This is a genomic window from Flavobacterium sp. AJR (genome assembly GCF_002156885.1).
Lineage (GTDB): Bacteria > Bacteroidota > Bacteroidia > Flavobacteriales > Flavobacteriaceae > Flavobacterium.
Map to the genome: position 1 here is coordinate 1 of NZ_NCWQ01000045.1, position 25,755 is coordinate 25,755.

General features: G+C 32.1%; 23 protein-coding genes. 9 read left to right on the forward strand and 14 right to left on the reverse strand.

Annotated features, from left to right (window positions below; genetic code table 11):
• Positions 1 to 327: 327 nt before the first annotated feature.
• On the forward strand, positions 328 to 2,070 hold the full coding sequence (locus B8T70_RS13005) for a DUF885 domain-containing protein (RefSeq protein ID WP_086895123.1): 1,743 nt from the start codon (positions 328 to 330) through the stop codon (positions 2,068 to 2,070).
• A gap of 236 nt (positions 2,071 to 2,306) precedes the next feature.
• Here the strand turns inward: B8T70_RS13005 and B8T70_RS13010 are convergent, their stop codons facing one another.
• Positions 2,307 to 2,708, reverse strand: coding sequence for a glyoxalase (locus tag B8T70_RS13010; RefSeq protein ID WP_086895124.1), 402 nt, complete (start codon positions 2,706 to 2,708; stop codon positions 2,307 to 2,309).
• Between the two features lie 70 nt (positions 2,709 to 2,778).
• Here B8T70_RS13010 and B8T70_RS13015 point away from each other — a divergent pair, with 70 nt between their 5' ends.
• Entirely contained in the window at positions 2,779 to 3,162 is a 384-nt protein-coding gene (locus B8T70_RS13015) for an acyl-CoA thioesterase (RefSeq protein ID WP_039117357.1), read from the forward strand.
• A gap of 274 nt (positions 3,163 to 3,436) precedes the next feature.
• Here the strand turns inward: B8T70_RS13015 and B8T70_RS13020 are convergent, their stop codons facing one another.
• Both B8T70_RS13020 and B8T70_RS13025 read right to left on the reverse strand, forming a co-directional pair.
• Positions 3,437 to 4,693 (reverse strand): mechanosensitive ion channel family protein, encoded by a 1,257-nt coding sequence (locus B8T70_RS13020; RefSeq protein WP_086895125.1) that lies wholly within the window; start codon positions 4,691 to 4,693, stop codon positions 3,437 to 3,439.
• Positions 4,686 to 4,970, reverse strand: a complete 285-nt coding sequence (locus tag B8T70_RS13025) for a DUF3817 domain-containing protein (protein WP_039112045.1) — start codon at positions 4,968 to 4,970, stop codon at positions 4,686 to 4,688. The genes B8T70_RS13020 and B8T70_RS13025 overlap by 8 nt, the downstream gene beginning before the upstream one ends.
• Positions 4,971 to 5,074: 104 nt before the next feature.
• Here B8T70_RS13025 and B8T70_RS13030 point away from each other — a divergent pair, with 104 nt between their 5' ends.
• The 4 genes from B8T70_RS13030 (at position 5,075) to B8T70_RS13045 (ending at position 10,305) form a co-directional block, all read left to right on the forward strand.
• The gene (locus tag B8T70_RS13030; protein WP_086895126.1) at positions 5,075 to 5,608 is read left to right on the forward strand and encodes a DUF6155 family protein; all 534 of its coding nucleotides are present in this window, start codon (positions 5,075 to 5,077) and stop codon (positions 5,606 to 5,608) included.
• Between the two features lie 108 nt (positions 5,609 to 5,716).
• Positions 5,717 to 7,255 carry a DEAD/DEAH box helicase gene (locus tag B8T70_RS13035; protein WP_039112043.1) on the forward strand — a complete coding sequence of 513 codons (1,539 nt, stop codon included), beginning with the start codon at positions 5,717 to 5,719 and terminating at the stop codon, positions 7,253 to 7,255.
• Between the two features lie 362 nt (positions 7,256 to 7,617).
• Positions 7,618 to 8,952, forward strand: coding sequence for a DEAD/DEAH box helicase (locus tag B8T70_RS13040; protein WP_086895127.1), 1,335 nt, complete (start codon positions 7,618 to 7,620; stop codon positions 8,950 to 8,952).
• An 87-nt stretch (positions 8,953 to 9,039) separates the two neighbouring features.
• Positions 9,040 to 10,305 carry an NAD(P)/FAD-dependent oxidoreductase gene (locus B8T70_RS13045; protein ID WP_086895128.1) on the forward strand — a complete coding sequence of 422 codons (1,266 nt, stop codon included), beginning with the start codon at positions 9,040 to 9,042 and terminating at the stop codon, positions 10,303 to 10,305.
• Between the two features lie 357 nt (positions 10,306 to 10,662).
• Here B8T70_RS13045 and B8T70_RS13050 read toward each other — a convergent pair whose 3' ends face one another.
• Positions 10,663 to 11,892: a multidrug effflux MFS transporter gene (locus tag B8T70_RS13050; RefSeq protein ID WP_039112040.1), complete on the reverse strand. Its 1,230-nt coding sequence runs from the start codon at positions 11,890 to 11,892 to the stop codon at positions 10,663 to 10,665.
• Positions 11,893 to 12,042: 150 nt separating this feature from the next.
• Here B8T70_RS13050 and B8T70_RS13055 point away from each other — a divergent pair, with 150 nt between their 5' ends.
• The 3 genes from B8T70_RS13055 to B8T70_RS13065 all read left to right on the forward strand — a co-directional run bounded on the left by B8T70_RS13055 (position 12,043) and on the right by B8T70_RS13065 (position 15,262).
• Positions 12,043 to 12,456 carry a hypothetical protein gene (locus B8T70_RS13055; RefSeq protein ID WP_039112039.1) on the forward strand — a complete coding sequence of 138 codons (414 nt, stop codon included), beginning with the start codon at positions 12,043 to 12,045 and terminating at the stop codon, positions 12,454 to 12,456.
• Between the two features lie 291 nt (positions 12,457 to 12,747).
• On the forward strand, positions 12,748 to 14,664 hold the full coding sequence (locus B8T70_RS13060) for a DUF294 nucleotidyltransferase-like domain-containing protein (RefSeq protein WP_039112038.1): 1,917 nt from the start codon (positions 12,748 to 12,750) through the stop codon (positions 14,662 to 14,664).
• A 1-nt stretch (position 14,665) separates the two neighbouring features.
• On the forward strand, positions 14,666 to 15,262 hold the full coding sequence (locus B8T70_RS13065; protein WP_086895129.1) for a PolC-type DNA polymerase III: 597 nt from the start codon (positions 14,666 to 14,668) through the stop codon (positions 15,260 to 15,262).
• Between the two features lie 179 nt (positions 15,263 to 15,441).
• Here the strand turns inward: B8T70_RS13065 and B8T70_RS13070 are convergent, their stop codons facing one another.
• The 10 genes from B8T70_RS13070 to ilvN all read right to left on the reverse strand — a co-directional run bounded on the left by B8T70_RS13070 (position 15,442) and on the right by ilvN (position 25,738).
• On the reverse strand, positions 15,442 to 15,930 hold the full coding sequence (locus tag B8T70_RS13070) for a 4'-phosphopantetheinyl transferase superfamily protein (protein WP_086895130.1): 489 nt from the start codon (positions 15,928 to 15,930) through the stop codon (positions 15,442 to 15,444).
• On the reverse strand, positions 15,927 to 16,181 hold the full coding sequence (locus B8T70_RS13075; protein ID WP_039119151.1) for an acyl carrier protein: 255 nt from the start codon (positions 16,179 to 16,181) through the stop codon (positions 15,927 to 15,929). Before B8T70_RS13075 ends, B8T70_RS13070 begins: the two co-directional genes overlap by 4 nt.
• Before the next feature lie 15 nt (positions 16,182 to 16,196).
• Complete coding sequence (locus B8T70_RS13080) at positions 16,197 to 17,480, reverse strand: beta-ketoacyl synthase (protein WP_086895131.1); 1,284 nt, start codon at positions 17,478 to 17,480, stop codon at positions 16,197 to 16,199.
• Positions 17,481 to 17,682: 202 nt separating this feature from the next.
• On the reverse strand, positions 17,683 to 18,111 hold the full coding sequence (locus B8T70_RS13085; protein ID WP_086895132.1) for a 3-hydroxyacyl-ACP dehydratase FabZ family protein: 429 nt from the start codon (positions 18,109 to 18,111) through the stop codon (positions 17,683 to 17,685).
• A gap of 12 nt (positions 18,112 to 18,123) precedes the next feature.
• Entirely contained in the window at positions 18,124 to 19,176 is a 1,053-nt protein-coding gene (locus B8T70_RS13090) for a type III polyketide synthase (RefSeq protein WP_086895137.1), read from the reverse strand.
• A complete protein-coding gene (locus B8T70_RS13095; protein ID WP_086895133.1) occupies positions 19,173 to 19,886 on the reverse strand; it encodes a methyltransferase domain-containing protein in 714 nt (237 codons plus the stop codon). The genes B8T70_RS13090 and B8T70_RS13095 overlap by 4 nt, the downstream gene beginning before the upstream one ends.
• Positions 19,886 to 21,019 (reverse strand): NAD(P)/FAD-dependent oxidoreductase, encoded by a 1,134-nt coding sequence (locus B8T70_RS13100; protein ID WP_086895134.1) that lies wholly within the window; start codon positions 21,017 to 21,019, stop codon positions 19,886 to 19,888. Before B8T70_RS13100 ends, B8T70_RS13095 begins: the two co-directional genes overlap by 1 nt.
• Positions 21,020 to 21,202: 183 nt before the next feature.
• Positions 21,203 to 23,110 (reverse strand): acetate--CoA ligase, encoded by a 1,908-nt coding sequence (gene acs, locus B8T70_RS13105; RefSeq protein WP_039112031.1) that lies wholly within the window; start codon positions 23,108 to 23,110, stop codon positions 21,203 to 21,205.
• A 558-nt stretch (positions 23,111 to 23,668) separates the two neighbouring features.
• Positions 23,669 to 25,138, reverse strand: a complete 1,470-nt coding sequence (ilvC, locus tag B8T70_RS13110; RefSeq protein WP_086895135.1) for a ketol-acid reductoisomerase — start codon at positions 25,136 to 25,138, stop codon at positions 23,669 to 23,671.
• Positions 25,139 to 25,213: 75 nt separating this feature from the next.
• Complete coding sequence (gene ilvN, locus B8T70_RS13115; protein WP_039119158.1) at positions 25,214 to 25,738, reverse strand: acetolactate synthase small subunit; 525 nt, start codon at positions 25,736 to 25,738, stop codon at positions 25,214 to 25,216.
• Positions 25,739 to 25,755: the final 17 nt, after the last annotated feature.

The following is a 25,755-nucleotide window of genomic DNA, read 5'->3' on the forward strand; positions in this document are numbered from 1 at the left end:
TGATATTCTTGTAAAATTCCTTCTGCACGAAAAAGAAATCCTTGTTCCAACTATACAAACAGATAAAGCACCATATTATCATTGGAAAGATGTAGAAGCATATTATAAGAGTTTGCTCGCTAGTTAAAACAATACAATCAATTAAAACGGATTTTCTATCTATGATATTTTAAAAAATCCGTTTTTAATCCGCGTTTTTACTTTTGTAAATCCGTATCATCCGCGTTCCTTTCGCAAAGAATTTAACATTGCGGTTAATTAAAAAAGATCGCAAAATTGCCCAGCATAAAGATCATTTTTTATCTTTAGCGGTTTAATACATTATATATGAAAAAACTTTTTATTCCTATTGTTATTGTAGCTCTACTAGTTTCCTGTAATAAAAATGCTAAAACAGGTGATGATAAAGCTTCAAACGAAAAATTTGAGAAATATAAGGATGGTTTTATTACCGACTTATGGAAACTGAATCCTGATTGGGCTGCAAGCCAAGGATATCATAAATTAGATAGCGTTTTGGTTATACCAAATGCCGAAAATCAAAAGAAACAATTGGATTTTGCTAATTCTCAATTAGATTCATTAAAACAATATTCTTTAGAAAGTCTTTCTGATAATAATAAAACTGATTTTTATATGATTAAAAATCAGCTAGAAGGAACCCTTTTTAGCATAAACGAACTTAAATCTGGACAATGGGATCCATCAGAATATAATGTTTGTGGCGCTTTCGCAGAAATATTAAACGGTAAATACGATTCACTAGATGTTAGGTTGCATAATTTTAATTTGAAGATGAATGCAATTCCTGCTTATTATGAAGCAGCAAAATTAAATATTAAAAACCCAACTCAGGAACATACATCACTTGCAATAGATCAAAATCTAGGAGGAACTTCGGTATTTAAAGAAGATTTAGTTGCCGCTTTGAGCAAAAGTAAATTATCTCCTGAAGAGAAAAAAGCGATTACTACTAAAGCAGATGTATCAGTAAAAGCAATTACAGATTATGCTAATTGGTTGAAAAAACTAGACAATAAAACGCCTCGTTCTTTTAGATTAGGATCGGAGTTATATGCTAAGAAATTTAATTTTGATATTGAGTCAGGATATACTGCCGATGAAATTTTTAAAATTGCAGTAAACCATAAAAATGATCTACATGATAAAATGTTTGTTCTAGCTAATAAACTATGGTCAAAATATAACGGAACAGCTGTAAAACCAACAGATAAACTGGAATTAATTAAGCAAGTAATCGATAAGATTTCATTACAGCATACAACTCCAGAGAAATTTCAATCAGAAATAGAAAAGCAAATCCCTGAGCTTGTTGCTTACGTTAAGGCAAAAGATTTACTTTATATAGATCCATCAAAACCGCTTGTAGTAAGAAAAGAACCGGCTTATATGGCTGGTGTTGCAGGAGCTTCGATATCTGCGCCTGGACCTTATGATAAAAATGCAAATACGTATTATAATGTTGGTAGCATGGCAGGTTGGACAGCCGAAAATGCTGAAAGCTATTTAAGAGAATACAATGATTATATCTTGCAGATTCTTAACATTCACGAAGCAATTCCGGGACACTACACACAATTAGTTTACAGCAATCAATCACCAAATATCATAAAATCTATTTTAGGAAATGGAGCAATGGTCGAAGGTTGGGCGGTTTATACTGAAAGAATGATGCTTGAAAGCGGGTACAAAAACTCAGATGAAATGTGGTTGATGTATTACAAATGGAATCTAAGAACAACTTGTAATACAATATTAGATTATAGTGTTCATACCAAAGATATGAGTAAAGAAGCTGCAATAGCTTTACTTACTAAAGAAGCTTTTCAACAACAAGCAGAAGCTGATGGAAAATGGAAGCGTGTAACATTATCTCAAGTTCAGCTGTGTTCTTATTTTACAGGATATACAGAGATTTATGATTTTAGAGAAGCATTAAAAAAAGAACAAGGAACGAAGTTTAATTTAAAAGAGTTTCATGAAAAATTCTTAAGTTATGGTAGTGCTCCAGTAAAATACATAAAAGAGCTAATGACAAGCAAAAAGTAAAAAATATATAAAGCCTTTAGATGATTCTAAAGGCTTTTTTGTTTCAATTACTCTAATGATATTTTTCCTTTAGTATGTGTAAAAAAGAAGTACGCAGATAAAACGGATTTACAAAAGTAAAAACGCTGATAAAATCAGATTTTTTAAAGCATTAAAAGAAAATCCGTTTTTATCCGTGTTTTCGCCTTAGCGAATCTGTCCCGACGCTTCGGGATCGCGTTCCATTATAGATATTTCTAATTCGATTCCAACTCAAACAACTGAACTTGGTTTTTAAGTCTTTCAATTACCAGATTCATCATTCTTTTGTTCAGACTAGATGAGTTTAGAATATAAGTTTGATATTCATCTAATGTAAAAAGAGCGATGACCATTCCTTTTAGTGAATTTCGAAACTTAATGTCTTTTTGAATAGAGTTTTCGATTACCGATAGTTTCTTTTCTACGGTATAAGAATAAAAATCAGTTTTGTTTTTATTCACATAATTTATAAAAACATCCACCAATAAATCATTTTGAAGTTGTAAAATTGGCCGAAGTACTTCGTTTTGAAATAATTCATCTGCAGAAGATTGAGCATTTACAGTGCCTAAAGTTGGTCCTCGGAATTCTTGTAAAAAAGTATCTCGCTGGCTCATGTTTTTCTTTTAAAATTAAAAAAAATAATGATACTAAAATGTTATTTTTGTTACTAATAAATTAACAATTATGAGATTTCATACTCGAAAATGGGTTAAACCCGAAGACCTAAATCCAAACGGAACTTTATTTGGAGGACAATTACTGGCATGGATAGACGAAGAGTTGGCTTTATATACAATTATTCAGTTAGAAAACTACAGAGTGGTGACCAAACACATGTCCGAGATTAATTTTAAAAGCTCAGCCAGACAAGGAGATATTGTCGAAATTGGGATAGATGTAGTTAAGTTCGGAAACACTTCGTTAGTATTAAGATGTATTGTGCGAAACATGATGACCAGAGAAACGATTATTACAATCGATAATATTACAATGGTAAATCTAGGAGAAGATGGCAAACCAAAAGCACATGGAAAAACGAAGATAGAATACGTAAAAGACCGTTTATAGGTTTAATATTAACCATATAAGTTATGTAAGTTAATCTAAGCAAGGCTTATATTTTTCTTAATGTTTAAAACACACAAAGCTAGCTATGTGAAAGAAATGTATTTCTTTTTCGTTCTCTTTTTTACACATAAAATCTATGTTTCTATGTGTTAAATGAAACTTTTGTAGATTTTAAATTATAAAAAAATAACCACATAAGTTATGTAAGTTCATGTAAGCAAAGCTTATATTTTCTTATATAACTTATATGGTTTAAGAATTGTATTTTAAGTATTTAATCTAAATGCCCAATTTGAGAAGGCAACTCAAATATCTCAAGATCAAAATATACTATCGAAGCCATAACGTGATCAAAGATATCGGCCATAATATATTCATAATTGGCCCAACGTTTGTCACTCGAAAAAGTATAGATTTCCAGAGGTACACCATGCGCAGTCGATTGTAACTGACGGCACATCATGTGCATCTCTTTATTTAATCCAGGATGATTCACCATATACTGGATAATATATTTTCTGAACAAACCAAGATTAGTCATATTGCGACCGTTTAAAGCCAACGACTTATCTATGCCATGCAACGCATTAAACTTTTCTATTTCAGCCTGACGAGATTCAATATAAGGAGTAATAAGTTGGATTTTCTTCATCAAAGCCAAATCTTCATCATTTAAAAAACGAATAGTACTGGTTTTGATCAAAATATGTCTTTTGATACGACGTCCATTCGATTTTTGCATTCCACGCCAGTTCTGGAATGAATCCGAACTCAAAGCATAAGTAGGAATGGTAGTGATAGTATTGTCAAAATTTCGAACCTTTACCGTAGTAAGATTAATCTCGATAACATCACCATCGGCACCAAATTTCTCCATCGTAATCCAGTCACCAATACGTACCATGTCGTTTATCGCAACCTGTACGCTAGAAACAAACCCTAGGATAGTATCTCTAAAAATCAAGATAATAATTGCCGAAAGTGTTCCTAAAATAGTTAGTAATTCGCCTTGCTTGATTCCGAATAATTTAGAGATAATAATTGCTACCCCAAAAATCCAGAGCACCATCATGACAACCTGAATAAAACTATCAATAGGTTTGTCGCTGTATTCTGGTTTTTGTTTTAAATAATCTTTAAGCGAATTAAATACAGTACGGATAATCCACAACAATAATAATACAATATAAACACCTACTATTTTTCCGAAAATCAATTCCCAATATTCATATTTATCCAAGATTATCGGAACAGCTTTATAAATAAAGAAAAACGGAATTAAGTAAGCCGTATATTTAGTTGTTTTATTATTGATTAAAAAATCATCAAATTTAGTTTTTGTCTTTTGAGCAAAAATTGCAGTTAGCGTAACCAAAACAAATTTTGCTACATAATACACGGCATAAGCCATGATTATTAATAAAGCAATATTAATAGTAAGGCTGAGATAAGACGCAATATTGCGGCTCATGCCCCAGTCTCTAAAAAGAGGGTATAAGAAGTTAAATATTTTCTCCAAAAAATTAGGCATTTTTTAAGTATTTATACTCAACATAAAAAGTTCCAAACGGTATTACAGAAGCAACCAAAATCAACATAAATGTTTTAAAATCCCATTTTTGAGCACTTTTTAATAAAATTGCCAATAAAATATAAGCAACAAATAACAAACCATGACTCATTCCGATAGGGAACAATAATGTTTTATATAATGGGAAATTTGTAGGCTTGATAAAAAGCATGTTAGAGAATAAAACCAAATATGAAATTCCTTCTAAAATCGCTGTAATCTTAAAAATCTTGAGCATTTAATTATTTTTTTAAATTATTATCGGTAAAATTAATGATTCTGCTTGATTTTTAGGGTATCGAAAGCTAAAGTAATTTACTTTTACAATCTTAAACAGTGATAATGAGTAAACGCGATTTAAAAAAATATTTAAACGATCTTACCAAAGAACAACTCGAAGAGCAAATAATCGAATTATACGAGAAATTTAGCCCAGTAAAAGTGTATTACAATTTTGTTTTTAATCCTAAAGAAGAAACCCTTTTGCAGGAATGCAAACTAAAAATCTCGCACGAATATTTTCCCGTAAAAGCAAAAGCAACACGCCGTCGGGTAAAACCAAAAATGCGTCGGTCAGTAGCTCAAAAATACATCAAACACTTTATACTTTTAGGAGTAGACCCCTTTGTAATTGCCGATGTTATGCTTTATAACATCGAAATTGCCCAAACATACTCTTCAGAAAATACAATAAAGCAAGAACTTTTTTACAAAAGCATGTTTAATTCATTCGAACAAGCCGTAAATTTTATAATTTCAAACGGAATTTTAGCCGAATTTAAATCCAGAATCAATCAAATTCATCAGGAAACTATTACCCAAAAATGGAAAAACGAGCCTGATTTTGAAGTAATTTTGGATAAAATGTTCTTTTAGAACCAAATTCATAATTAAATAATAGCGAAACTTTTCCTTTTATTTTAAGATAAAAAAGGCAGAATAACTGTTTTTTAGGTGTATTTTTGCAAAAACCAATAAAATACAATGTCTCAAAACACTTTAGAAATAGAAAGAGAAGAAAAAAAAGAACTATATGCATACCAAAAAGGCGATATCGACGCCATTTTTGATCGTTTAGACAACGGTTCGGCGCAACATCATTTGTTGTATCAATTGCCTACAGGTGGAGGAAAAACAGTAGTTTTTTCCGAAATCGTACGCCGTTATTTGTCACAACACGATAAAAAAGTAGTAGTTTTAACACACAGAATTGAACTTTGCAAGCAAACTTCAAAAATGTTGAAAGGTTTTGGTGTTAAAAATAAGATAATCAATAGTAAAGTAAAAGAGCTATTAGATCAAAACGAATATTCTTGTTTTGTGGCAATGGTCGAAACATTAAAAAACCGTATTAATGACGAAAAACTACATTTAGATAATATTGGTTTAGTAATTATCGATGAGGCGCATTACAACTCATTCCGTAAACTATTAAGCTCGTTTAAAAATGCATTTATATTAGGAGTAACAGCAACGCCGTTAAGTTCGAATATTAAATTGCCAATGCACGAAAGTTATGATGAACTAATTGTAGGAGACACAATAGGTTCATTAATCGAAAAAGGCTTTTTGGCAAAAGCAACCACCTATAGTTATGATGTAGGTTTAACATCATTAAAAGTAGGTATCAATGGAGATTACACCGTAAAATCTTCAGATGATTTATATACAAATACAATCATGCAAGAAAAATTATTGCATGCATATACAGAGAGATCACTTGGTAAGAAAACCCTAATTTTCAACAATGGTATTCATACATCATTATATGTGTATGAAACATTTAGAGAAGCAGGATACGATATTCGCCATCTGGATAATACAAGTAGTAACGAAGAACGAAAAGACATTTTGCAATGGTTTAAGAAAACTCCAGATGCTATTTTAACATCAGTAGGAATCTTAACCACTGGTTTTGATGAGCCTACAGTAGAAACTATTATATTAAACAGAGCGACAAAATCATTGACATTATATTACCAAATGATTGGTCGTGGTTCAAGAAAATTACCTAATAAAGACGAATTTACAGTAATCGATTTAGGAAACAATGCAGCACGTTTTGGTTTATGGAGCGAGCCGGTAAACTGGCAACATATCTTTAAATCACCAGAATTCTATTTAGAGAATTTACGTGACGATACCGAAATCGAATTGTACTTTAAATATAGCATGCCACCAGAATTGCGTGCAAAATTTAGCAAAACTGCCGATGTAACTTTTGATGTCGATGAAGAACACAAAATCGCCATAGCACAAAATTTACGTTCAAAAGTAGTTTTGGATAAATCATTAGAGCAACACGCAGCAATGTGTGTAGATAATACCGAAACATTACAAGAAGCAAAAGCATTAGGAAAAGAATTAGAAGACGATATCGATTGCCGAATCAAACGCTATTCTAAATGTTTAAGTCAGTGTAGTAAGAATTACCGCGAGTGGCTTATAGACGATTATAAATTGAGATTAGTATTATTAACCGGTAAAAAATACCGCGAAAAAATAATGAACGAACCAGATTGATTTTTTTATGTCACTCTGAGCGTCCCGAAACTTCGGGAGAAGAGTAAGGAGCTATTTCCTGCTGTACACTATATCTTTTATTTTTATAAAGAAAAAAATAAAAGGATACGTTACCATCAGGGCTAGGAGTTCCGTAGTTATAATAAAATAAAAAAATTGAACTATTAAGAGATTAAACTTAACTTTTCTTAATCTCTTAATGGTAAAATAATAAAAATTAGCCTTATTTGTACAATTTGTAGCTAAGAAAAATAAACTATTTAAGAGATTAAGCTTAATTTTCCTTAATCTCTTAATGGTAAAAAATACAATCAGAAATCTTTAAATCTTTAAATTTTTCAATTTTTAAATAAATTAAAACAATGTCAAAACAATTTTCAGATTTAGGAATTTCAGCACCGATATTAAAAGCGTTAACCGAATTAAACATAGTTACACCAACTGAAATACAGCAGAAAACAATTCCGCTTATTTTAGCAAATAACAGTGATGTAGTAGGTTTAGCTAAAACAGGAACAGGAAAAACTGCTGCTTTTGGATTACCATTATTACAGTTAATCAATCCTGAACTTCCTACGGTTCAAGCTGTAATTTTAGTTCCAACAAGAGAATTAGGACATCAGATATTTAAAAATTTAGAAGATTTTTCAAAACACCTGCCACAAGTTTCTATTGCAGCAACTTGCGGAGGAATCCCAATAAAACCACAAATTGAGCGCCTTACGCAACCTACACACATTGTAGTTGCAACACCAGGACGTTTAATCGATTTAATTCAGCGTAAAGCGGTTAACTTAAAAGAAACACAATACCTTATTTTAGACGAAGCCGACGAAATGGTTTCTATCCTAAAAGAAAGTCTGGACGAAATCGTAGCCGAATTACCAAAAAAACATACAACATTATTATTCTCGGCAACATTACCAGGAACAATTAAGCAATTGATCCAGAATTACTTATCTAAAAATGTAGTTCAGGTAAGTGCTGATATGGAAACGGTAGGAAACCAAGGAATTGATCATGAATATATTGTAGTTGATCCTATCGAGAAACTAGAAGTTTTAATGCATTTCTTAAACTCCAGAGATGGAGAACGCGGAATCATCTTTTGTAAAACAAAAGCAGCCGTAAATAAATTAGCTAAAAACTTAGCTATAAACCGTTTTTCATCAGGAGCATTGCACGGAAGTTTGTCACAAGGAATCCGTGATAGAATCATGGAACAATTTCGTGAAGGACACATCAATATATTAGTAGCTACAGATTTAGCCGCTAGAGGAATAGATGTTAAAGAAATCTCTTATGTTGTAAATTACCATTTGCCAGATGCTTACGAAGCTTATGTACACCGTAGTGGTAGAACTGCTAGGGCAGGGGCAAAGGGACTTTCGCTTACAGTTTTACAACCAGAAGAAGTAAAAGAAATAGCAGATTTTGAAAAAGAACTAGGAATTAAATTTACCGAGTTCAAAAAACCATCTGTAGCAAGTTTGGAAGAAAACAACACATTATTGTGGGCAAAACAAATCTTTAAAACAAAGCCCAATCACGACGTTTCTACAGATTTAAAAACCAAAGTAAAAACAGTTTTTCATCATTTAACCAAAGACGAATTGATAGAAAAATTGCTTGCCAATTATTTATTGCAAAACAAACCTGAAGTAGCCGAAAAACCTGTTAAAAAATTCAAAAAGTAACAAAACTGACAATTGTCATTGCACATTAATGTTGTACTTTTATAAGGTATTTTTTTTAAAACAATCTTACTTATAAAATAACAATATATGAAAATAGTTATTATAGGTGGCGGTTTTGCAGGAATCAATCTTGCAAAAGAGCTAGTCAATCACAATCAAATCCAAGTCACACTTGTAGACAAAAACAATTATAATTTTTTTCCGCCGCTTATTTATCAGGTAGCTACAGCTTTTTTAGAACCATCAAGTATTAGCTACCCATTTAGAAAATTTTTTGCAGGTAAAAAGAACCTTAACTTTAGATTAGGAGAATTACAAGAAGTAGTTCCTGCTGAAAATAAAGTAATTCTTAATAACGGAGAATTAACATACGATTATTTAGTATTTGCAACTGGTGCCGAAACCAGTTATTTTGGATTGGAAAACGTAATGAAAAACGCCATTCCGATGAAAACACTAAATGATGCCATCGTAATGCGTAATACATTGCTTAAAAATCTTGAGAAAGCAGCTATTACCAAGGACATTCGTAAACGCCGTAAATTGTTAACCATTGTTGTAGCCGGAGGTGGACCAACAGGAGTAGAAGTTTCGGGAATGTTTGCCGAAATGCGTAAAAACATCTTATTAAAAGAATATCCAGAACTAGATACCACTGCAAGTAATGTTTACTTAGTTGATGGTGGAGATGCACTGTTGGCGCCAATGAGCAAAGCATCGCAACAAGACACCCTTAAAGCACTTACAGAATTAGGAGTTGTTGTAAAACTAAACAATCGAGTTACCGATTATGTAGATGATATTGTATATTTTTCTAACGGAGAAACCATTCATACCAAAAACCTAATTTGGGCAGCTGGAGTTTCAGCCAAAGCTTTCGATGGTATTCCTGTGGAAAGTTACGGACGCGGTAAACGTATGGCAACCGATGCGTATAATAAAGTAAAAGGAGTTGAGAATATTTATGCTATCGGTGACACATCAATCATGGATACTGATCCTGCATTTCCAAACGGACATCCACAAGTAGCACAAGTAGCGATACAGCAAGGAATAAACTTAGCCAAAAACTTCAAAGCAATTGCTCAAAACAAACCATTAAAACCTTTTATATATGTAGATAAAGGTTCGATGGCAATTATAGGTAAAAATAAAGCGGTTGTAGATTTACCAAAACCAAAATGGCATTTTAACGGATTCTTAGCTTGGGCAATTTGGTTATTTATACACTTAGTTTCACTTATAACATATCGTAATCGTCTTAGTACATTCTATAACTGGATGATTGCTTATTTTGCAAAAGACCAATCATTGCGTATGATTATCAGACCAGATAAAAAAGCAATAAACTAGAAGGGATTTTTCGCACACAGATTTACTTGGTCTAGAAGAACGCGGATTAAACGAATTCGCTATCGCAAAAACACGGATTAAACAGATTTTTTATCTTTTAATCCGTGTTTTTATTTTCGTAAATCCGTATTTCGCGTTCCTTTAACAAAGAGTTAAGACTGAGTAAATAATCTAAATTTTATTTTTTCATTAAAAGCTCCAGCGGAACGTAATATTTATAGTAATTTATACGTCTTTCTAGTTAAAGATCCAGCGGAGCGACATCTTTATGTTTTTAAAAATCCGTTTTTAATCTGCGTTTTCGCGATAGCGAATCCGTTTAATCCGCGTTCCTCTGTACAAACTATATTTATTTCATTAATGAATCATTGCTGTTTCTTCATCATTAGAAGCAGCAATTTTTTCTTTTATAAAACGTTTCCCAATATTTAAAATTATAAATGCGGTAATTGTAGTTGTAGTCATAATCGCAACCATCGGAATAATAGAGTTTACTACAAATATACCAACTGCAAATGATGCAATTGCACCCAAACCAAGCTGAATTGCACCCATTAATGCCGATGCACTTCCTGCATTTCTGGCAAAAGGAGCCATTGTAAGACCAGCTGTATTAGGATTAGAAATTCCTAGACAAGCCAGATAAATAAACAACATACCAATTGTTTCGTACAAACCAAGAAGATTGTTCATTGCCAAAATCAAGAATACAATACTTATTAAAGACTGAGTAATTAATGCTCCAAATATCATTTGTTCACTAGAAAACTTTCTTAATAACAAAGAATTAAGTTGGCTGGCACCAATGAAACTCAACGACATAAAGGCAAAAATCCAACCATACATTTTAGCGTCAACCTTAAAAATATCCATAAAAACGATAGGAGAGGACGCTACATAAGTAAATAATCCAGAAAAAGATACTGCGCCAGTAAAAGCATAAGTAAAGAACTGAGGCTCTTTTACAACTTTAAGGAAGTTTGCAATAATTGGTTTCGGTTTTAACGAAATAGATGTATCTGGTTTATGAGTATTTGGCAAACCAATTTGCGAAGCCAATAAAATAACAATTCCCATACACATTAATATAAAGAATACAGTATGCCAACCAGAATATGATGTTACGTAACCACCAATAGTTGGTGCAAGCATTGGCGAAAGTCCCACAACAAGCATTAACATAGAAAATACTTTAGGAATATCTTTTACAGGAAAAAGATCTCTAACCATTGCTACAGAAGCAACAGTTGCAGCACAACTACCAACGGCTTGTAAAAAACGTAAACCAATAAAAGTATCAATATCTGTAACGAAAATACATCCCAAAGAAGCCAAAATATAAACCAACAATCCTATAAATAAAGGCTTTTTTCGTCCAAATCTATCCAATAAAGGCCCATAAAGTAATTGTCCAGCCGAAATTCCTATAAAATAACTAGATAAACTCATGGAAACTTTTGCAACTGTGGTGTTTAAGTCTTTTGCAATATCAGAGAAACCAGGTAAATACATATCAATAGAAAATGGTCCCAGAGCAGTTAAAGAACCTAAAATAAGTATAAGTTGAATGTATTTTTTTGTAGTCATTGTATTTTAAAAATATATTTTTTATTTGACTGCAAAGATAAATATTTCGTACCTTGTTAATTCATTAAAGAAATTTTTAGTGAAAAAACTATTTTTTTAACATAGTTAGCTTTGTAAAGGGCTATAATTATTAATTTAAAATTATCAATTATGAAAAGATGTGCCTTATTATTACTATTAGTTACTACAGTTTCTTTTTCTCAAAAAGTGGTTTCCAAAATTGAGCCTGTAAGCGTTGAACAGTATGAATTTCTTCAAAAAGTCAACAAATTTTATCCGGATATTCCGCTTACAAAACAAATTACAAATTTTTACTCAGATGATAAAATTATAGATTCTAAGCAAGAATTTGATTTAAAAGGAACGCCATTTACAGATTATAGCTTAGGCATAGGTCCTTATAATAAAAAAATTATATTTGATTACACAACAAAAGCTGACGGAAGAGTTCATGGTGACATTTCGATATTTAAAGGAGACGTTTATAAAACAGCTTATTATGATGATAACGGTCGATTTGAAGTTTTCTTAAACGGGAAATCTGTTTACTCAAAGAAATATTAAATTCATTTGTATTAAGCATAAGCAAACCATCTTAGCAATAAGATGGTTTTTTATTTGCGCCTATTCTACTAGTATATAAATGAACTATAATTTATATTATGTAAAATAGAATGTTTTTAAACCCGAAAACGATCATATCAATCCCTATGTTTGGTATTGAATACTTTTATTGCTTATTTTAGCTAATCAATATACAGCAAAATAAATAGATTCAAAATTATTTATGCTTTCATTGTAAGGGTTTATTTTATTATTTTTACAAACGATACTTTCTAAAAATTTATCAATCTTATGAATACAATTGCTGAGCATATTGCAGATTTCTTGAAAGAATATCCGCCATTCGATAATTTAACTTTTCAAGAATTATCTGAGATTGCAACTAATATTCGTGTTATTAATTTAGAAAAACACGCAGTATTATTTCAAGTTAACGATGCCTTACACGATAGTTTTTATGTAGTTGCTTCTGGCGTTATTAATTTATCGGTAATTGCTGATGCCGAAGAAACTTTACTAAATAAATGCCATGATGGTGATATATTTGGGCTACGTCCATTTTTTGCCAAGAATAACTATATGATGACTGCAAAAGCCAGAGAAGAAAGTATTGTGTATGCAATACCAATCGCTGTCTTTAGGCCATTTGTTGCAAACAATCCAGATGTTTTAAATTTCTTGTTAGAGAGTTTTGCGACAAACACACGTCACACAAAAGACAATTCTGACGCTAAAGGAAATCATATTTCTGATAATATATTCTATTCAGATCAACAGTCTGAAATACAATACATTCAGTCATTAACGTATAATAATTCGCCATTAACAGCCGTAGCAAGCGATATTGTAAAAGATGCTGCTTTGCGTATGACAGATGCTATGGTAGATAATATTGTTGTTTGTGAGAATCACAAGCCAATTGGGATTGTAACCGATGCCGATTTATCTTCTAAAATTGCTACAGGTAGATTCTCAATTGAAGAAACTGTAGATAAAATCATGTCCTCGCCTGTTGTAACTGTAATAGAAAATGTTTCATTAGCAGAAGCTCAATTATTGATGCTAAAACATAATGTAAGCCATTTGTGTGTTACAAAAGACGGAACAAGTAAATCTGCTGTAAAAGGAGTTATCTCCGAGCATGATTTAATTGTTGCTCAAGCGAGTAATCCTGGTGTATTGATAAAAGAAATCAAACGTTCGCAATTACCAAAGGATTTAAAACAAATCAGAGATCGTTTGTCTGATTTAATTCAGAATTACATACAAAAGAATATTCCGCTTTCACATATAAGTAATATTGCAAACGAAATCAATCTAGCATTGATTAAACGCTCAGTTGAGCTTTCTATTTTAGAAATGGGCTCACCTCCTGCTCGATTTGCGTGGTTAAGTATTGGAAGTCAAGGAAGAAAAGAACAGCTTTTGTTAACTGATCAGGATAGCATCCTGATTTTTGAAGATGTAACTGCAGATAAATATCGTGATGTAAAAGATTACTTTTTACGTCTAGCTAAAAGAACTACAGGAACGTTAGAAAAAATCGGATACGACTATTGTCCTAACGGACATATGGCAAGTAATATGCTTTGGTGTAAGTCATTGACAGACTGGACAAAACAATACAACAGCTGGATGAATACTCCAGGTGAAAATAGTAACGATTTAAGTAGTATTTTCTTTGATTATGAGATTGTTTTTGGGGAACCAAAAATTGAAGAAGCAATAGAAAATGTGATATTCAAGAACGCAATTAATAATACATTATTCTTTGATTTCTTAGGAAATGATGCTTTGAGAAAAAACTCTCCTTTAAGTTTCTTTAAGAAATTTATAGTTGAAGAAGATGGACCGCATAAATTTATGTTTGATATTAAAACTCGTGCATTAATGCCATTAATTGACGGAGCACGTTTATTGATATTAAGTTCGAATATAAAAGGAATCAAGAATACTTATTTAAGATTTAAGCAATTAGCAATTACAGATTCTAAGAATGCAGATATTTATCTTAGCTGTGCTGAAGCTTTTTTAACGTTATCAAAGTTTAGAACAATCGAAGGTTTTAAAAATGATGACTCTGGTCAATATATAAATCTAAGAGAATTATCTAAAAGCGATAAAGAAAAATTAAAAAATGCATTAGCTCCAATGAAAGAACTTGAAGAGCTTATTAAGAGTAAATTTCAACTGACCCAATTTTCATAATATGTTAGACTGGCTGAAAAATATCAACAAAGAATATCCTGATTTCTGGAAAGAATACCTTGCTAAATTTGAAATTAAATCAGAGCGTTTTGTTGTTTTATCTACCGAAACATCTGGCTTAAATCCATCAAAAGATGTAATCTTATCTATTGGTTCATTTGCAGTAGTAAATAATAGCATTGTTATTCAGGATAGCTTTGAAGCAGTTTTATTGCAGTATAAATTCTTTCATGATAACGGACTCACAAATGAGTTTATTATAGAAAGTAAAATGGAAAAATTAGCTGAACCTGATGCGCTTAGAGGATTAATCGAATATATTGGGAACGGTATTTTAGTTGGACATCATATTAATTTTGATGTCGAAATGATTAATGCTGCCTTAGAAAAATTAGATTGCGGAAGACTTAAGAATGAAGCTTTAGATGTTGATGTGATGTATCGCAAACTACACGACATCAACGACAGACAGTTTTCTCTAGATGAATTATGCGAAATTTATAAAATACCAAAAAGCGAAAGAAATTCATCTTCCGAAGATGCTTATAAAATTGCTTTATTGTTCTTGAAACTAAAATCAAGATTAGGAATAAAATAATACTTCTGAAATTTTAAAACTAACACGAATTCCACAAATTTTCACGAAACCCATTAGTGTGAATTTGTGGATTTTTTTGTTTTTTTACCATTAAGGGATTAAACTTCACTTAGATTTGACTTAATTTTTCTTAACCTCTTAATGGTTCAAAACTTTTTTTCATAATGTATTTATTTTTTTTACTTAATCCTCACAGACTTAATAAAACGTCCGTGATGACTTACTGAAACTGGTATTCTAGATTTTGTTGCAGCATCAATTATGTACGGAATCCCAACATCTTTGAATATTTTAGTTTCAGTATCTAAAACAGAGATTCTTTTTAAATTATTCTTTCTAGAAACTGCTATAGTATCAATATAATCTTCTGTAATTGTTGTTTTTGTATAATACAATGTGTTATTTATAGTTACGGTACCAGAATTAGCACTTTCGTAAAAGCAAACTAGTTTGGTTGGAAAATATCCGCTTATTTTCGCTTCGCGATTGTATATTTTATAAGCAGCTTCTTTTCGGCTCCATAAATTCCAAACCATGATTTCGGGTTTTTCGGAATTCAGAATAAGAAATTGCTCTTGTGGAGTGAAGATTTTATCCAAAAATCCTTTTCGTTTCCAATTACTTTCTTGCCGAGCAGTTTCTAAATCAACAATGTCATTGCCAATCATTTTTCATCAAGTTTGGATTGAATAATACTTAAAGCAGCTTTAGCATTAACCATTTTCTCCATCGATTCATTATCGATTATAATATCAAACGCTTCTTCGACATCCAATACAATATCGACCAAATTGGCAGAGTTAATATTTAAATCGGTTATGAAATTTGTTTCTTCAGTAAAGTTTTCAAAAGCTTCATCATTTTTAGTATAAGGCTTTACAATCTTCTTTAATTCGGTAAGTAATTGGTCGTTGTTCATATTTAATTATTAGTTTTAAATTGAAAGTTGGTTATATTTTTTCAAAATCACACAGCCATTAACATCTCCAAAACCAAAACTTGCCTTAGCAATAATATTTAGATCAGAGTTAATTAATTGAGTTGGGATTCTTGATTTATCAATAATAGATGCGATTTCAGAATTTAAATCCTCGCAATTGGTATTTGGAGAAATAAAACTTTGATGTAGTTGCAAAACCGCTGCTACAAGTTCGATACTTCCTGCCGCTGACAAACAATGCCCGATAATTGATTTTAATGCATTTACATACGGAAAATCTTTTCCTTTTCGGTTTAATGCAATACTCCAATTCTCAATTTCTAAAGCGTCTTTAGAAGTTGCCGTTAAATGTCCGTTGATTAAATCAATTTCCGAAGCCGAAATTTTAGCGTTTTCTAATGCGCTACTAATACATTTTTGTACAGCAACTGAGTTTGGCGCAGTCATACTCCCGCTGCCACGTTGTCCGCCAGAATTTACATTTCCGCCTAGAACTTCCGCATAAATTCGGGCTCCCCTACTTAAAGCAGTTTCTAGATCTTCTAGTACCAAAGCTCCTGCACCGCTTCCGGGAACAAAACCCGAAGCACTTGCACTCATTGGTCTTGAACCATTTTCGGGAGAATCATTGTGTTTGAATGTACATACCTTCATTGCATCAAATCCACCCCAAATATATGGCCCAGAATCGCTCGTACTTCCAGCCAGAATACGTTTTGCCTGACCTAGCTTTATACGCTCATACGCCATTAAAACACTTTCTGTACCTGTTGTGCATGCCGATGAATTGGTTGTAACTTGATTCCCAAGTCCAAGTTTCCCTCCTAAATAAGCACTTACACCACTATTCATTGTTTGTGCTACAACAGTGCTTCCTAATCGTCTGGTTTGGAAATCATCAATTTTATAAATGCTTTCTCTAAATTTTTCTATTCCTGATGTTCCCGAACCAAATATTGTTCCGCTATCCCAATCAGGTTCTTCATTTTCTTCAATTGATAATCCTGCATCTTTCCAAGCGTCTAATCCAGCAATTACACCATATAAAATCCCTGAGGCATTAAAATTTCGTAATTCAAGTTCGGTAAAATACTCTGCAATTAATTCAGGAGATAATTCTGGTTTTCCTGAAATCTGACAAGAAAATTGTAATCGTTCTAATTCTGAATCATGTTTAATTCCTGATAAACCCTTTTTTAATGCATTTGTAAAGGCATCAAGTCCTACCCCATTTGGGGCAACAACTCCAAGACCTGTAATGACAACTCTATTTTGCATTTTACTTACTTTTAAGTTTATAATCTAATTGTTAGTAACTCCGATGCCCATAAAGGAACGCGGATGATACAGATTTACAAAAAGTAAAGACACGGATAAAAACGGATTTTTTTAATAATGACGATCCCGAAAGGAAATCCGTTTAAATCAGTGTTTTCGCTATAGCGAATTCGTATCATCAGCGTTCTATTCTTTCTTCAGGCTAAACAATCATTCCTGCAATTGTTCCAGAACAAACTTCTGCTCCTTGTTCATTTTTCATGCTTACTTTGCATTTTAATTTCCCAAATCTGAAATATATTTTTTCTGAAATAACAGTAACTTTTTCTTTTGGATAAACAGGTTTTAAAAAATCAATTTCTACTGATGTTAAAGCAATTGAGGTAGTTTCTATAAACTCTTTGTTTAACAAAAATATTCCTAAACACACAAGTCCAATTTGCGCCATAACTTCCGTTAAGATTACACCCGGAGTAACTGGATTTGAGATAAAATGTCCTTTATAAAAATCTAAATTTTCATCAAAATAATAATTCCCCTCTACTCCATTTTCGGATATAGAAATAAGTTCATCTACAAACAAAAAGGGTTTCGTATAAGGCAACTTAGCTATTATATCCTGATTCGTCATTTCTGCTTTAATTTAAAATTGTAATAAAACGCGTTGCGCTGAGAACCCAGGACCAAAGCTTAACATTAAACCTTTAGTTCCTTTTTTAGGTTGATTATCTATAACTTGTTCTAAAACGTACAAAACAGTTGCGCTAGACATATTTCCGTACAATCGCAACACTTCTTTTGTATCGTCAATGTTTTTACCTAGATCCGAGAATAATTCCTCTACAGTTTGTATGATTTTTTTCCCTCCTGGATGAAATATCAAATGGTCAATATTTTCTATTTTTAAATTGTTCTTGGCTAAAAACGGATGAATAATGTCTGGAAAATGGGAAGCTATAGTTTCTGGAACTTCAATATCTAGCACCATTTGCAATCCTGTGTTTACAAGTTTAAAACCCATCATGTGTATGTTATCATAAAAATGATACATTTCTTCATCAAGAATCTCTGGTCCGTTATCGTCTTTATGGGATGATAACAATGTACAAGCTGCTCCGTCTCCAAAAATTGCCGCTGAGACAATATTCGCCATCGAAAAATCATCTAACTGAAATGTTGCCGTAGGACTTTCTACCGCAATTACCGCAGCTCGTTTTCCAGGGTTAGCTTTTAAAAAGTTTTTAGCGTAAATAATTCCTGAAATTCCTGCCGCACAGCCCATTTCGGTAACTGGAAGACGCACGATATCTTGGCGTAGTTTGAGCTTGTTTATTAGATAGGCATCTAAGGACGGAATCATTATTCCGGTGCAACTTACAGTAATGATATAATCAAGACTTTCTGGTTTCCAATTTACTTTATGTAGTGCTTTGTTTAGTACTTTCTCTCCTAAATCGATAACTTCACGAACATAGATATCGTTTCGGTCTTCAAAGGAAGTATTGGTAAAAACTTCGATTGGATCCATAATAGAATAACGTTTATCTACAGCCGCTCCTTCAAAAATTTTCTTGACTTTTCGAATAAAACGATCATCCTGACCAATAAGCCATGAATCTAAAAAAGGAATAATTTCTTCTGTTGTCCTGGAATATTTTGGTAATTGCTTAACAACTGTGGTTATTTTCACACTCATATTTTTGAAATTATCCATTGGTATCGGAAAGCCCATTTCCACTGAATGGTATATTTTTTTAAGTTTAATTGTTTTGAAAAATCAACCAATTCACTTTTTTTAAATCCTCTTAAAATAGATGTTAATCCATCTTTCTTAGGCATTCCGTTTAATCGGGTAATAAAGCATAATGCTTGAAATAAACGATATGAAATTATACTTCTTTGCAAATCATTAATAACAACGCCATACTTTGCATTAACATTAAAAATAGCTGCCAGATTAATAATTTCATCCGTTTTAAAATGATGTAAGGTTAATGTACATAAGGCAATATCATATTTTAATTGATTAAAAGCTTCACTAAATACATCTTCACAGCGGTAGCTGATATTTGGGTAATGTTTGGATAATTTTCGAGCATAGCTTATTGTAAATGCATTGGCATCAATACCTCTTAGCTGAAAATCCCAATCGTGTTTTAATGCATAATCGGCTAATTTTCTTAACATATCACCATTTCCACATCCTATATCTATAATAGTTATAGTTTGGTTTTTATCAATACCTTTTAATAATTTTTCTACTCCTTGTAAAGTTAATTGGTTCCCTCCTAGCAGTTGGTTTATTCTGGCGATTTTATCCAAAGCATTTTGCAAAATTTCACCTTCTAAATTGAAATCATCCATAATTTCAGGATCATCGGTTCTGTATTTGGTTTTTATTGCCATTAATAATTTAGAGTTATAGGTTTGCCATGTGTTCTTTTTATGATTCGAGGTAACAAAAAAGGAAATTGAATTAATAACCACATAACAAATGTAGATTTGGTTTTATTTTGCAAAAGAGAAGCTAGAAAGCGTCCAGTTCTTAATCTCTTTTTGAAATTGTAATTCCATGATTTGGTATATTTTTCTTCAAGTTCTTTTCTTGATTTAATTGTATTAGTAAAAAAATCTGTAATTAATTCAGATGCTATTTTGGCACTATGAATTGCCATTGCCATCCCGTTTCCGCATAATGGTTGAATTAGTCCTGCGCTATCACCAACCATTAGTATGTGATTTTCTATTGCCGTTTTCTCTTCAAATGAAATCTGACTTATCGTTAATGGTTTTTCAAACAATGGGGTGCTATTTGTAAAAATCTGCTTTAAATGTGCGTTTTTATAAATAATATTAGTTTGGAAGTCATCTATATTTTTGAATTTTTTAAAAGTTTCAAAATTCACTAAATAGCACATGTTTATAATGTCGTTTTCAACTTTTGAAACACCACAATAACCTCCTTCAAAATTGTACAAACCTACAAGATCATTACGAAAATCTCCTTTATAATGCCCTTTTACAGCGAGCCAAGGTGCTTTTTTTAGAATAAAATTGCGTTGTAGTTTTTGATCAAAATTAGAACGTTTGCCAAAAGCGCCTATTGCAATTTTAGCAATAAACATTTTAGCATCTGAAGTTGAAACTGTAAATACATCATTTTTAAAATCAATATCTTCGACAGTATCATGAATTATTTCGCATCCATTTTCGATTGCTTTTTGGTATAAATGATAATCCAATGCATACCGACTAATCCCGAATCCTCCTAATGGTAAGGTACAATGAATTAATTTGCCGTTGGGTGCAGAGAATTCTAGCTCTGTAATTGTTGTAGGGTTTAAATCTTGAATTTTCAAATCAAGCCAATCCAGATAGGGCTTTATTTCATTAGAAACGTATTCGCCACAAACTTTATGTTTTGGGAATTCATTTTTTTCAATTAAAATCACTTGTAGTTTCATTTTAGATAAATGAATCCCGCAAGTAAGTCCTGCTAGTCCGCCACCAATAATCACTACATCAGCATTTTTTTTCATATGTAGATACTATTCGTTTTTAACAGTTATGAGTTCGTTAATCTAATTTTTACAAGGTGTTTTAGATTTTAACGAATTAATGCTATTGCTAATTTAACTAATTTATTAATAATAACCCATTTTAATACAAAAAAAGCTGCCTCGATTTGAGACAGCTTAGAAATTTATTTTTTGAAAAAGATATTAGATTTTTTCTTTCATAATCTCTTCTACAATTTCTGGATTCAATAAAGTCGAGATATCTCCAAAGTTTGAGTAATCTCCTTCGGCAATCTTACGTAAAATTCTACGCATGATTTTTCCTGAACGTGTTTTTGGTAAACCAGATACAAACTGAATTTTATCTAACTTAGCAATTGGCCCAATGTGATCTGAAATGTATTGATTAATCTCTTTACTTAAATTGGCTCTGTCTCTGTATTCTCCTGTTTCTTTTAGGATTACGAAACCGTATAAAGCATTTCCTTTTATATCATGTGGGAATCCAACAATTGCAGATTCAGCTACTGCAGGATGCTCATTAATAGCATCTTCTATTGGAGCTGTTCCAAGATTATGTCCTGAAACAATCACAACATCATCTACTCTACCTGTGATTCTGTAATATCCTACTTCATCTCTTAATGCACCATCTCCTGTAAAGTATTTACCTGGAAACGCAGAGAAGTAAGTATCTTTATAACGTTGGTGATCTCCCCAGATAGTTCTGGCGATTCCTGGCCATGGAAATTTAATACACAAACTTCCTACTACTTGGTTTCCTTCTATTTCATTGCGCTTTTCATCCATTAAAACCGGTTGAATTCCAGGAAGTGGCAATGTTGCATATGTAGGTTTTGTAGGCGTTACAAAAGCAATTGGCGAAATCATGATTCCTCCAGTTTCTGTTTGCCACCAAGTATCTACAACTGGACATCTTTTATCTCCTACGTGGTCATTGTACCAGTGCCAAGCTTCTTCGTTGATAGGCTCTCCTACTGATCCAATTACTTTAAGTGATTTTAAAGGGTATTTCTGAACATAATCTAAGCTTTCTTTTGCCAATGAACGAATTGCTGTTGGCGCAGTGTAAAACTGAGTTACTTTATGTTTCTCTATAATTTCCCAAAAACGGCTGAAATCTGGGTATGACGGAACTCCTTCAAAAATTACAGTTGTTCCTCCATTTAATAATGGACCGTATAATATGTATGAGTGACCTGTGATCCAACCAATATCGGCTGTACACCAGAAAATATCATTTTCTTCGTGAGCAAAAACATTTTTGAATGTATAAGCTGTGTAAACCATATATCCGGCAGTGGTATGAACCATTCCTTTTGGTTTTCCTGTAGAACCAGATGTATATAAGATAAATAACGGATCTTCTGCATCCATAATTTCTGCAACATTATAGTCTAATGCAGCATCTAGAAGCGGTTGCAACCATTGGTCACGCCCTTCTTTCATTTTTACTTCAGTTTTTGTTCTTTTTGCAACCAATACTTTGGTTACGCATGGACAAGTTTCTAACGCTTCATCAACAATTGCTTTTAAATCAATCGTTTTGTTACCTCTATAACCTCCATCAGAAGTGATAACCATTTTACATTCGCTATCATTTATCCTAGCAGTTACTGCCGATGCCGAAAATCCTGCAAATACAACTGAATGTATTGCTCCAATTCTTGCACATGCCAAAACTGAAACTGCCAATTCTGGAATCATTGGTAAATAAATACAAACTCTGTCTCCTTTTTTTATTCCTTGTTCACGAAGAACATTTGCCATTTTCGAAACTCTCTCGTACAACTCATTATAAGTAATATGTAATGAACTTTCTGATGGATCGTTTGGTTCGAATATTATTGCTGTTTTTTCTCCTCTTTTACTTAAATGTCTGTCAATACAGTTTTTAGTAATATTTACTTTTGCTTCAGAAAACCACTTTACTTCTGCATCTGCCATATTAAAATCAACAACTTTTTCCCATTGTTGATACCATGTGAAATTTTCCTCTGCTATTTTTCCCCAAAATTTTCTTGGTTCACGAACAGATTTATTGTAGTGTTTAAAATATTGTTCTAAATTTTCAATTTTGTAATAACTCATGTTTCCAATTTTTTTATAAAAGTATTAAATCTCTTTCTATTCTTAAAACTATTTAATTTATTAATTATGACAAAAAATTGCATTATGTATTTAAAATTTAGCAATTTATTTGCATTCATTTAAAAATTTGCGATTATAGGTAAATTTACTTTGCATGAAAAAAGGCATGATAAACAATATCATGCCTTTAGTCTTAACAAGATCAACAACAATTAATTTTAATGCCAGAAAATTGCGATTTAGATAAATTCGAATCAATTGTTTTCACTAATTTATTAATGTGTAAATAAGGCATTAATTTCATTTTTCTGCATCTTACAATATCTTCTCGATTTTGAAAATAGCAGCAACATTATTAATTAATAGGATACTAAAAGACAGGGTTTAAAATGTCTTTTATTAGGTATTACTCCACTTAACTATCGCCTCGTTTGTAGTTAAGTGAAAGTAATATGCATCTATATCCATATTATCTTAATAAGTGCTTACTAATTCAAAATATTATATAAAAACAGAGATACAGCGCAAACTCCAACACTTGTTGAAGTCCTAATTTAATTATCCAATTTTTTTCATTGCAGTCATCGATTCTCTCAACCACGCTCCTACTTCTTCGATAGGGTGTAGACGAATAGTTTTATTAACTGCGATAAGTACTGCATTGTCAACTCCATTTGAAGATGAGAATGGTTTTCCGATTACATTTGTATCAACTGTTTTCATGAAATCAGTTAATAACGGTTTGCAAGCGTGATCAAATAAATAACAACCATACTCGGCAGTATCCGATATAATTCTATTCATTTCGTGTAATTTCTTTCTTGCAACAGTATTTGCAATTAGAGGTAATTCATGTAATGATTCGTAATAAGCAGATTCTTCGATAATACCAGCTTCTGTCATAGTTTCAAAAGCTAATTCTACACCCGCTTTTACCATTGCAATCATTAATACTCCATTATCAAAGTATTCTTGCTCAGAAATTGCAGCTTCAGTTGGAGCTGTTTTTTCGAAGTTTGTTTCTCCTGTTGCAGCTCTCCAAGTCAATAAATTAACATCGTCATTAGCCCAGTCAATCATCATATTTCTAGAGAATTCTCCAGACATGATATCGTCTTGGTGTTTTTGAAATAAAGGACGCATAATATCTTTTAATTCATCTGCAATTTCGTAAGCTTCGATTTTAGCAGGATTAGAAAGACGATCCATCATATTAGTGATTCCACCATGTTTCAAGGCTTCTGTAATAGTTTCCCATCCGTATTGGATTAATTTTGAAGCATAACCTGGCTCGATTCCTTTTTCGACCATTTTGTCAAAACATAAGATAGATCCAGTTTGTAACATTCCGCAAAGGATAGTTTGTTCTCCCATTAAATCCGATTTTACTTCGGCAACAAATGAAGATTTTAAAACTCCTGCTTTGTGTCCACCAGTTGCTACAGCATAAGCTTTAGCTTGATCTAAACCTAAATTATTTGGATCATTTTCTGGATGAACAGCAATTAATGTTGGTACACCAAATCCTCTTTTGTATTCTTCACGAACCTCAGAACCTGGACATTTTGGAGCACACATAATTACAGTAATGTCTTTACGAATTTGCATTCCTTCTTCAACAATATTAAAACCGTGAGAATATGCTAGTGTAGAACCATTTTTCATTAATGGCATAATCGCTGTAACTACAGCTGTATGTTGTTTGTCTGGAGTAAGGTTACATACTAAATCTGCTGTTGGGATTAATTCTTCATAAGTACCTACTGTAAAACCATTTTCGGCAGCATTTTTATAAGAAGCTCTTTTTTCTGCAATTGCATCTGGACGTAAAGCGTAAGAAATATCAAGTCCTGAATCTCTCATGTTTAAACCTTGGTTTAATCCTTGAGCTCCACAACCTACGATAACTACTTTTTTTCCTTTTAAAGCAGCAATCCCATCAGCGAATTCTGATTGTTCCATAAATTCGCAAACGCCTAATTGTTCTAATTGTAATCTTAGTGGTAATGTGTTGAAATAATTTGCCATTTTTTTTAAAAAATATTTAATGAATGTGTAATTTAATAATTGTATAAGTTAGTTGGTATTACAGACTAAAACTGACTACAGTTTTAGTTCTTCTAGTAATGTGGATACTTCCATTTTTTCTTTAGAAACCGAAATTCTTCCTGAACGTACAAACTGCATGATTCCGTATGGTTTCAGTTTTGCATGTACTTCTTCAATCTCTGAACGTCTTCCTGATTTTGAAATCACAAAAAAGTCACGAGAAACAGTTACGATGGTAGATTGGCTTTCTTTGATGATGTTCTGAATTTGTTTTTCATCAAATAACAAATTTGAATGTATCTTAAACAATGCATTTTCTAAATAAATAGTCTCTTCGTCTGTGTGATAAAAAGCTTTTATTACCTCGATTTGTTTTTCGATTTGTCCAACAATATTCTTAACCCATTTTTCTGTTGTTTCTACAACGATAATGAATCTTGAAACATTGTCTATTTCTGATTCTGAAACGTTTAGACTTAATATATTAATGTGTCGCTTTAAGAATATTCCTGATATTCTATTTAATAAACCCACATTGTTTTCTGAGTATACCGAAATGGTAAATGTTCTATTTTCCATAGTTATTTGTTTAAAGT

Coding starts and splice junctions, on each gene's coding strand:
- B8T70_RS13005 (WP_086895123.1), top strand. CDS start 328: ATGAAAAAACTTTTTATTCCTATTGTTATTGTAGCTCTACTAGTTTCC.
- B8T70_RS13010 (WP_086895124.1), bottom strand. CDS start 2,708: ATGAGCCAGCGAGATACTTTTTTACAAGAATTCCGAGGACCAACTTTA.
- B8T70_RS13015 (WP_039117357.1), top strand. CDS start 2,779: ATGAGATTTCATACTCGAAAATGGGTTAAACCCGAAGACCTAAATCCA.
- B8T70_RS13020 (WP_086895125.1), bottom strand. CDS start 4,693: ATGCCTAATTTTTTGGAGAAAATATTTAACTTCTTATACCCTCTTTTT.
- B8T70_RS13025 (WP_039112045.1), bottom strand. CDS start 4,970: ATGCTCAAGATTTTTAAGATTACAGCGATTTTAGAAGGAATTTCATAT.
- B8T70_RS13030 (WP_086895126.1), top strand. CDS start 5,075: ATGAGTAAACGCGATTTAAAAAAATATTTAAACGATCTTACCAAAGAA.
- B8T70_RS13035 (WP_039112043.1), top strand. CDS start 5,717: ATGTCTCAAAACACTTTAGAAATAGAAAGAGAAGAAAAAAAAGAACTA.
- B8T70_RS13040 (WP_086895127.1), top strand. CDS start 7,618: ATGTCAAAACAATTTTCAGATTTAGGAATTTCAGCACCGATATTAAAA.
- B8T70_RS13045 (WP_086895128.1), top strand. CDS start 9,040: ATGAAAATAGTTATTATAGGTGGCGGTTTTGCAGGAATCAATCTTGCA.
- B8T70_RS13050 (WP_039112040.1), bottom strand. CDS start 11,892: ATGACTACAAAAAAATACATTCAACTTATACTTATTTTAGGTTCTTTA.
- B8T70_RS13055 (WP_039112039.1), top strand. CDS start 12,043: ATGAAAAGATGTGCCTTATTATTACTATTAGTTACTACAGTTTCTTTT.
- B8T70_RS13060 (WP_039112038.1), top strand. CDS start 12,748: ATGAATACAATTGCTGAGCATATTGCAGATTTCTTGAAAGAATATCCG.
- B8T70_RS13065 (WP_086895129.1), top strand. CDS start 14,666: ATGTTAGACTGGCTGAAAAATATCAACAAAGAATATCCTGATTTCTGG.
- B8T70_RS13070 (WP_086895130.1), bottom strand. CDS start 15,930: ATGATTGGCAATGACATTGTTGATTTAGAAACTGCTCGGCAAGAAAGT.
- B8T70_RS13075 (WP_039119151.1), bottom strand. CDS start 16,181: ATGAACAACGACCAATTACTTACCGAATTAAAGAAGATTGTAAAGCCT.
- B8T70_RS13080 (WP_086895131.1), bottom strand. CDS start 17,480: ATGCAAAATAGAGTTGTCATTACAGGTCTTGGAGTTGTTGCCCCAAAT.
- B8T70_RS13085 (WP_086895132.1), bottom strand. CDS start 18,111: ATGACGAATCAGGATATAATAGCTAAGTTGCCTTATACGAAACCCTTT.
- B8T70_RS13090 (WP_086895137.1), bottom strand. CDS start 19,176: ATGAGTGTGAAAATAACCACAGTTGTTAAGCAATTACCAAAATATTCC.
- B8T70_RS13095 (WP_086895133.1), bottom strand. CDS start 19,886: ATGGCAATAAAAACCAAATACAGAACCGATGATCCTGAAATTATGGAT.
- B8T70_RS13100 (WP_086895134.1), bottom strand. CDS start 21,019: ATGAAAAAAAATGCTGATGTAGTGATTATTGGTGGCGGACTAGCAGGA.
- acs (WP_039112031.1), bottom strand. CDS start 23,110: ATGAGTTATTACAAAATTGAAAATTTAGAACAATATTTTAAACACTAC.
- ilvC (WP_086895135.1), bottom strand. CDS start 25,138: ATGGCAAATTATTTCAACACATTACCACTAAGATTACAATTAGAACAA.
- ilvN (WP_039119158.1), bottom strand. CDS start 25,738: ATGGAAAATAGAACATTTACCATTTCGGTATACTCAGAAAACAATGTG.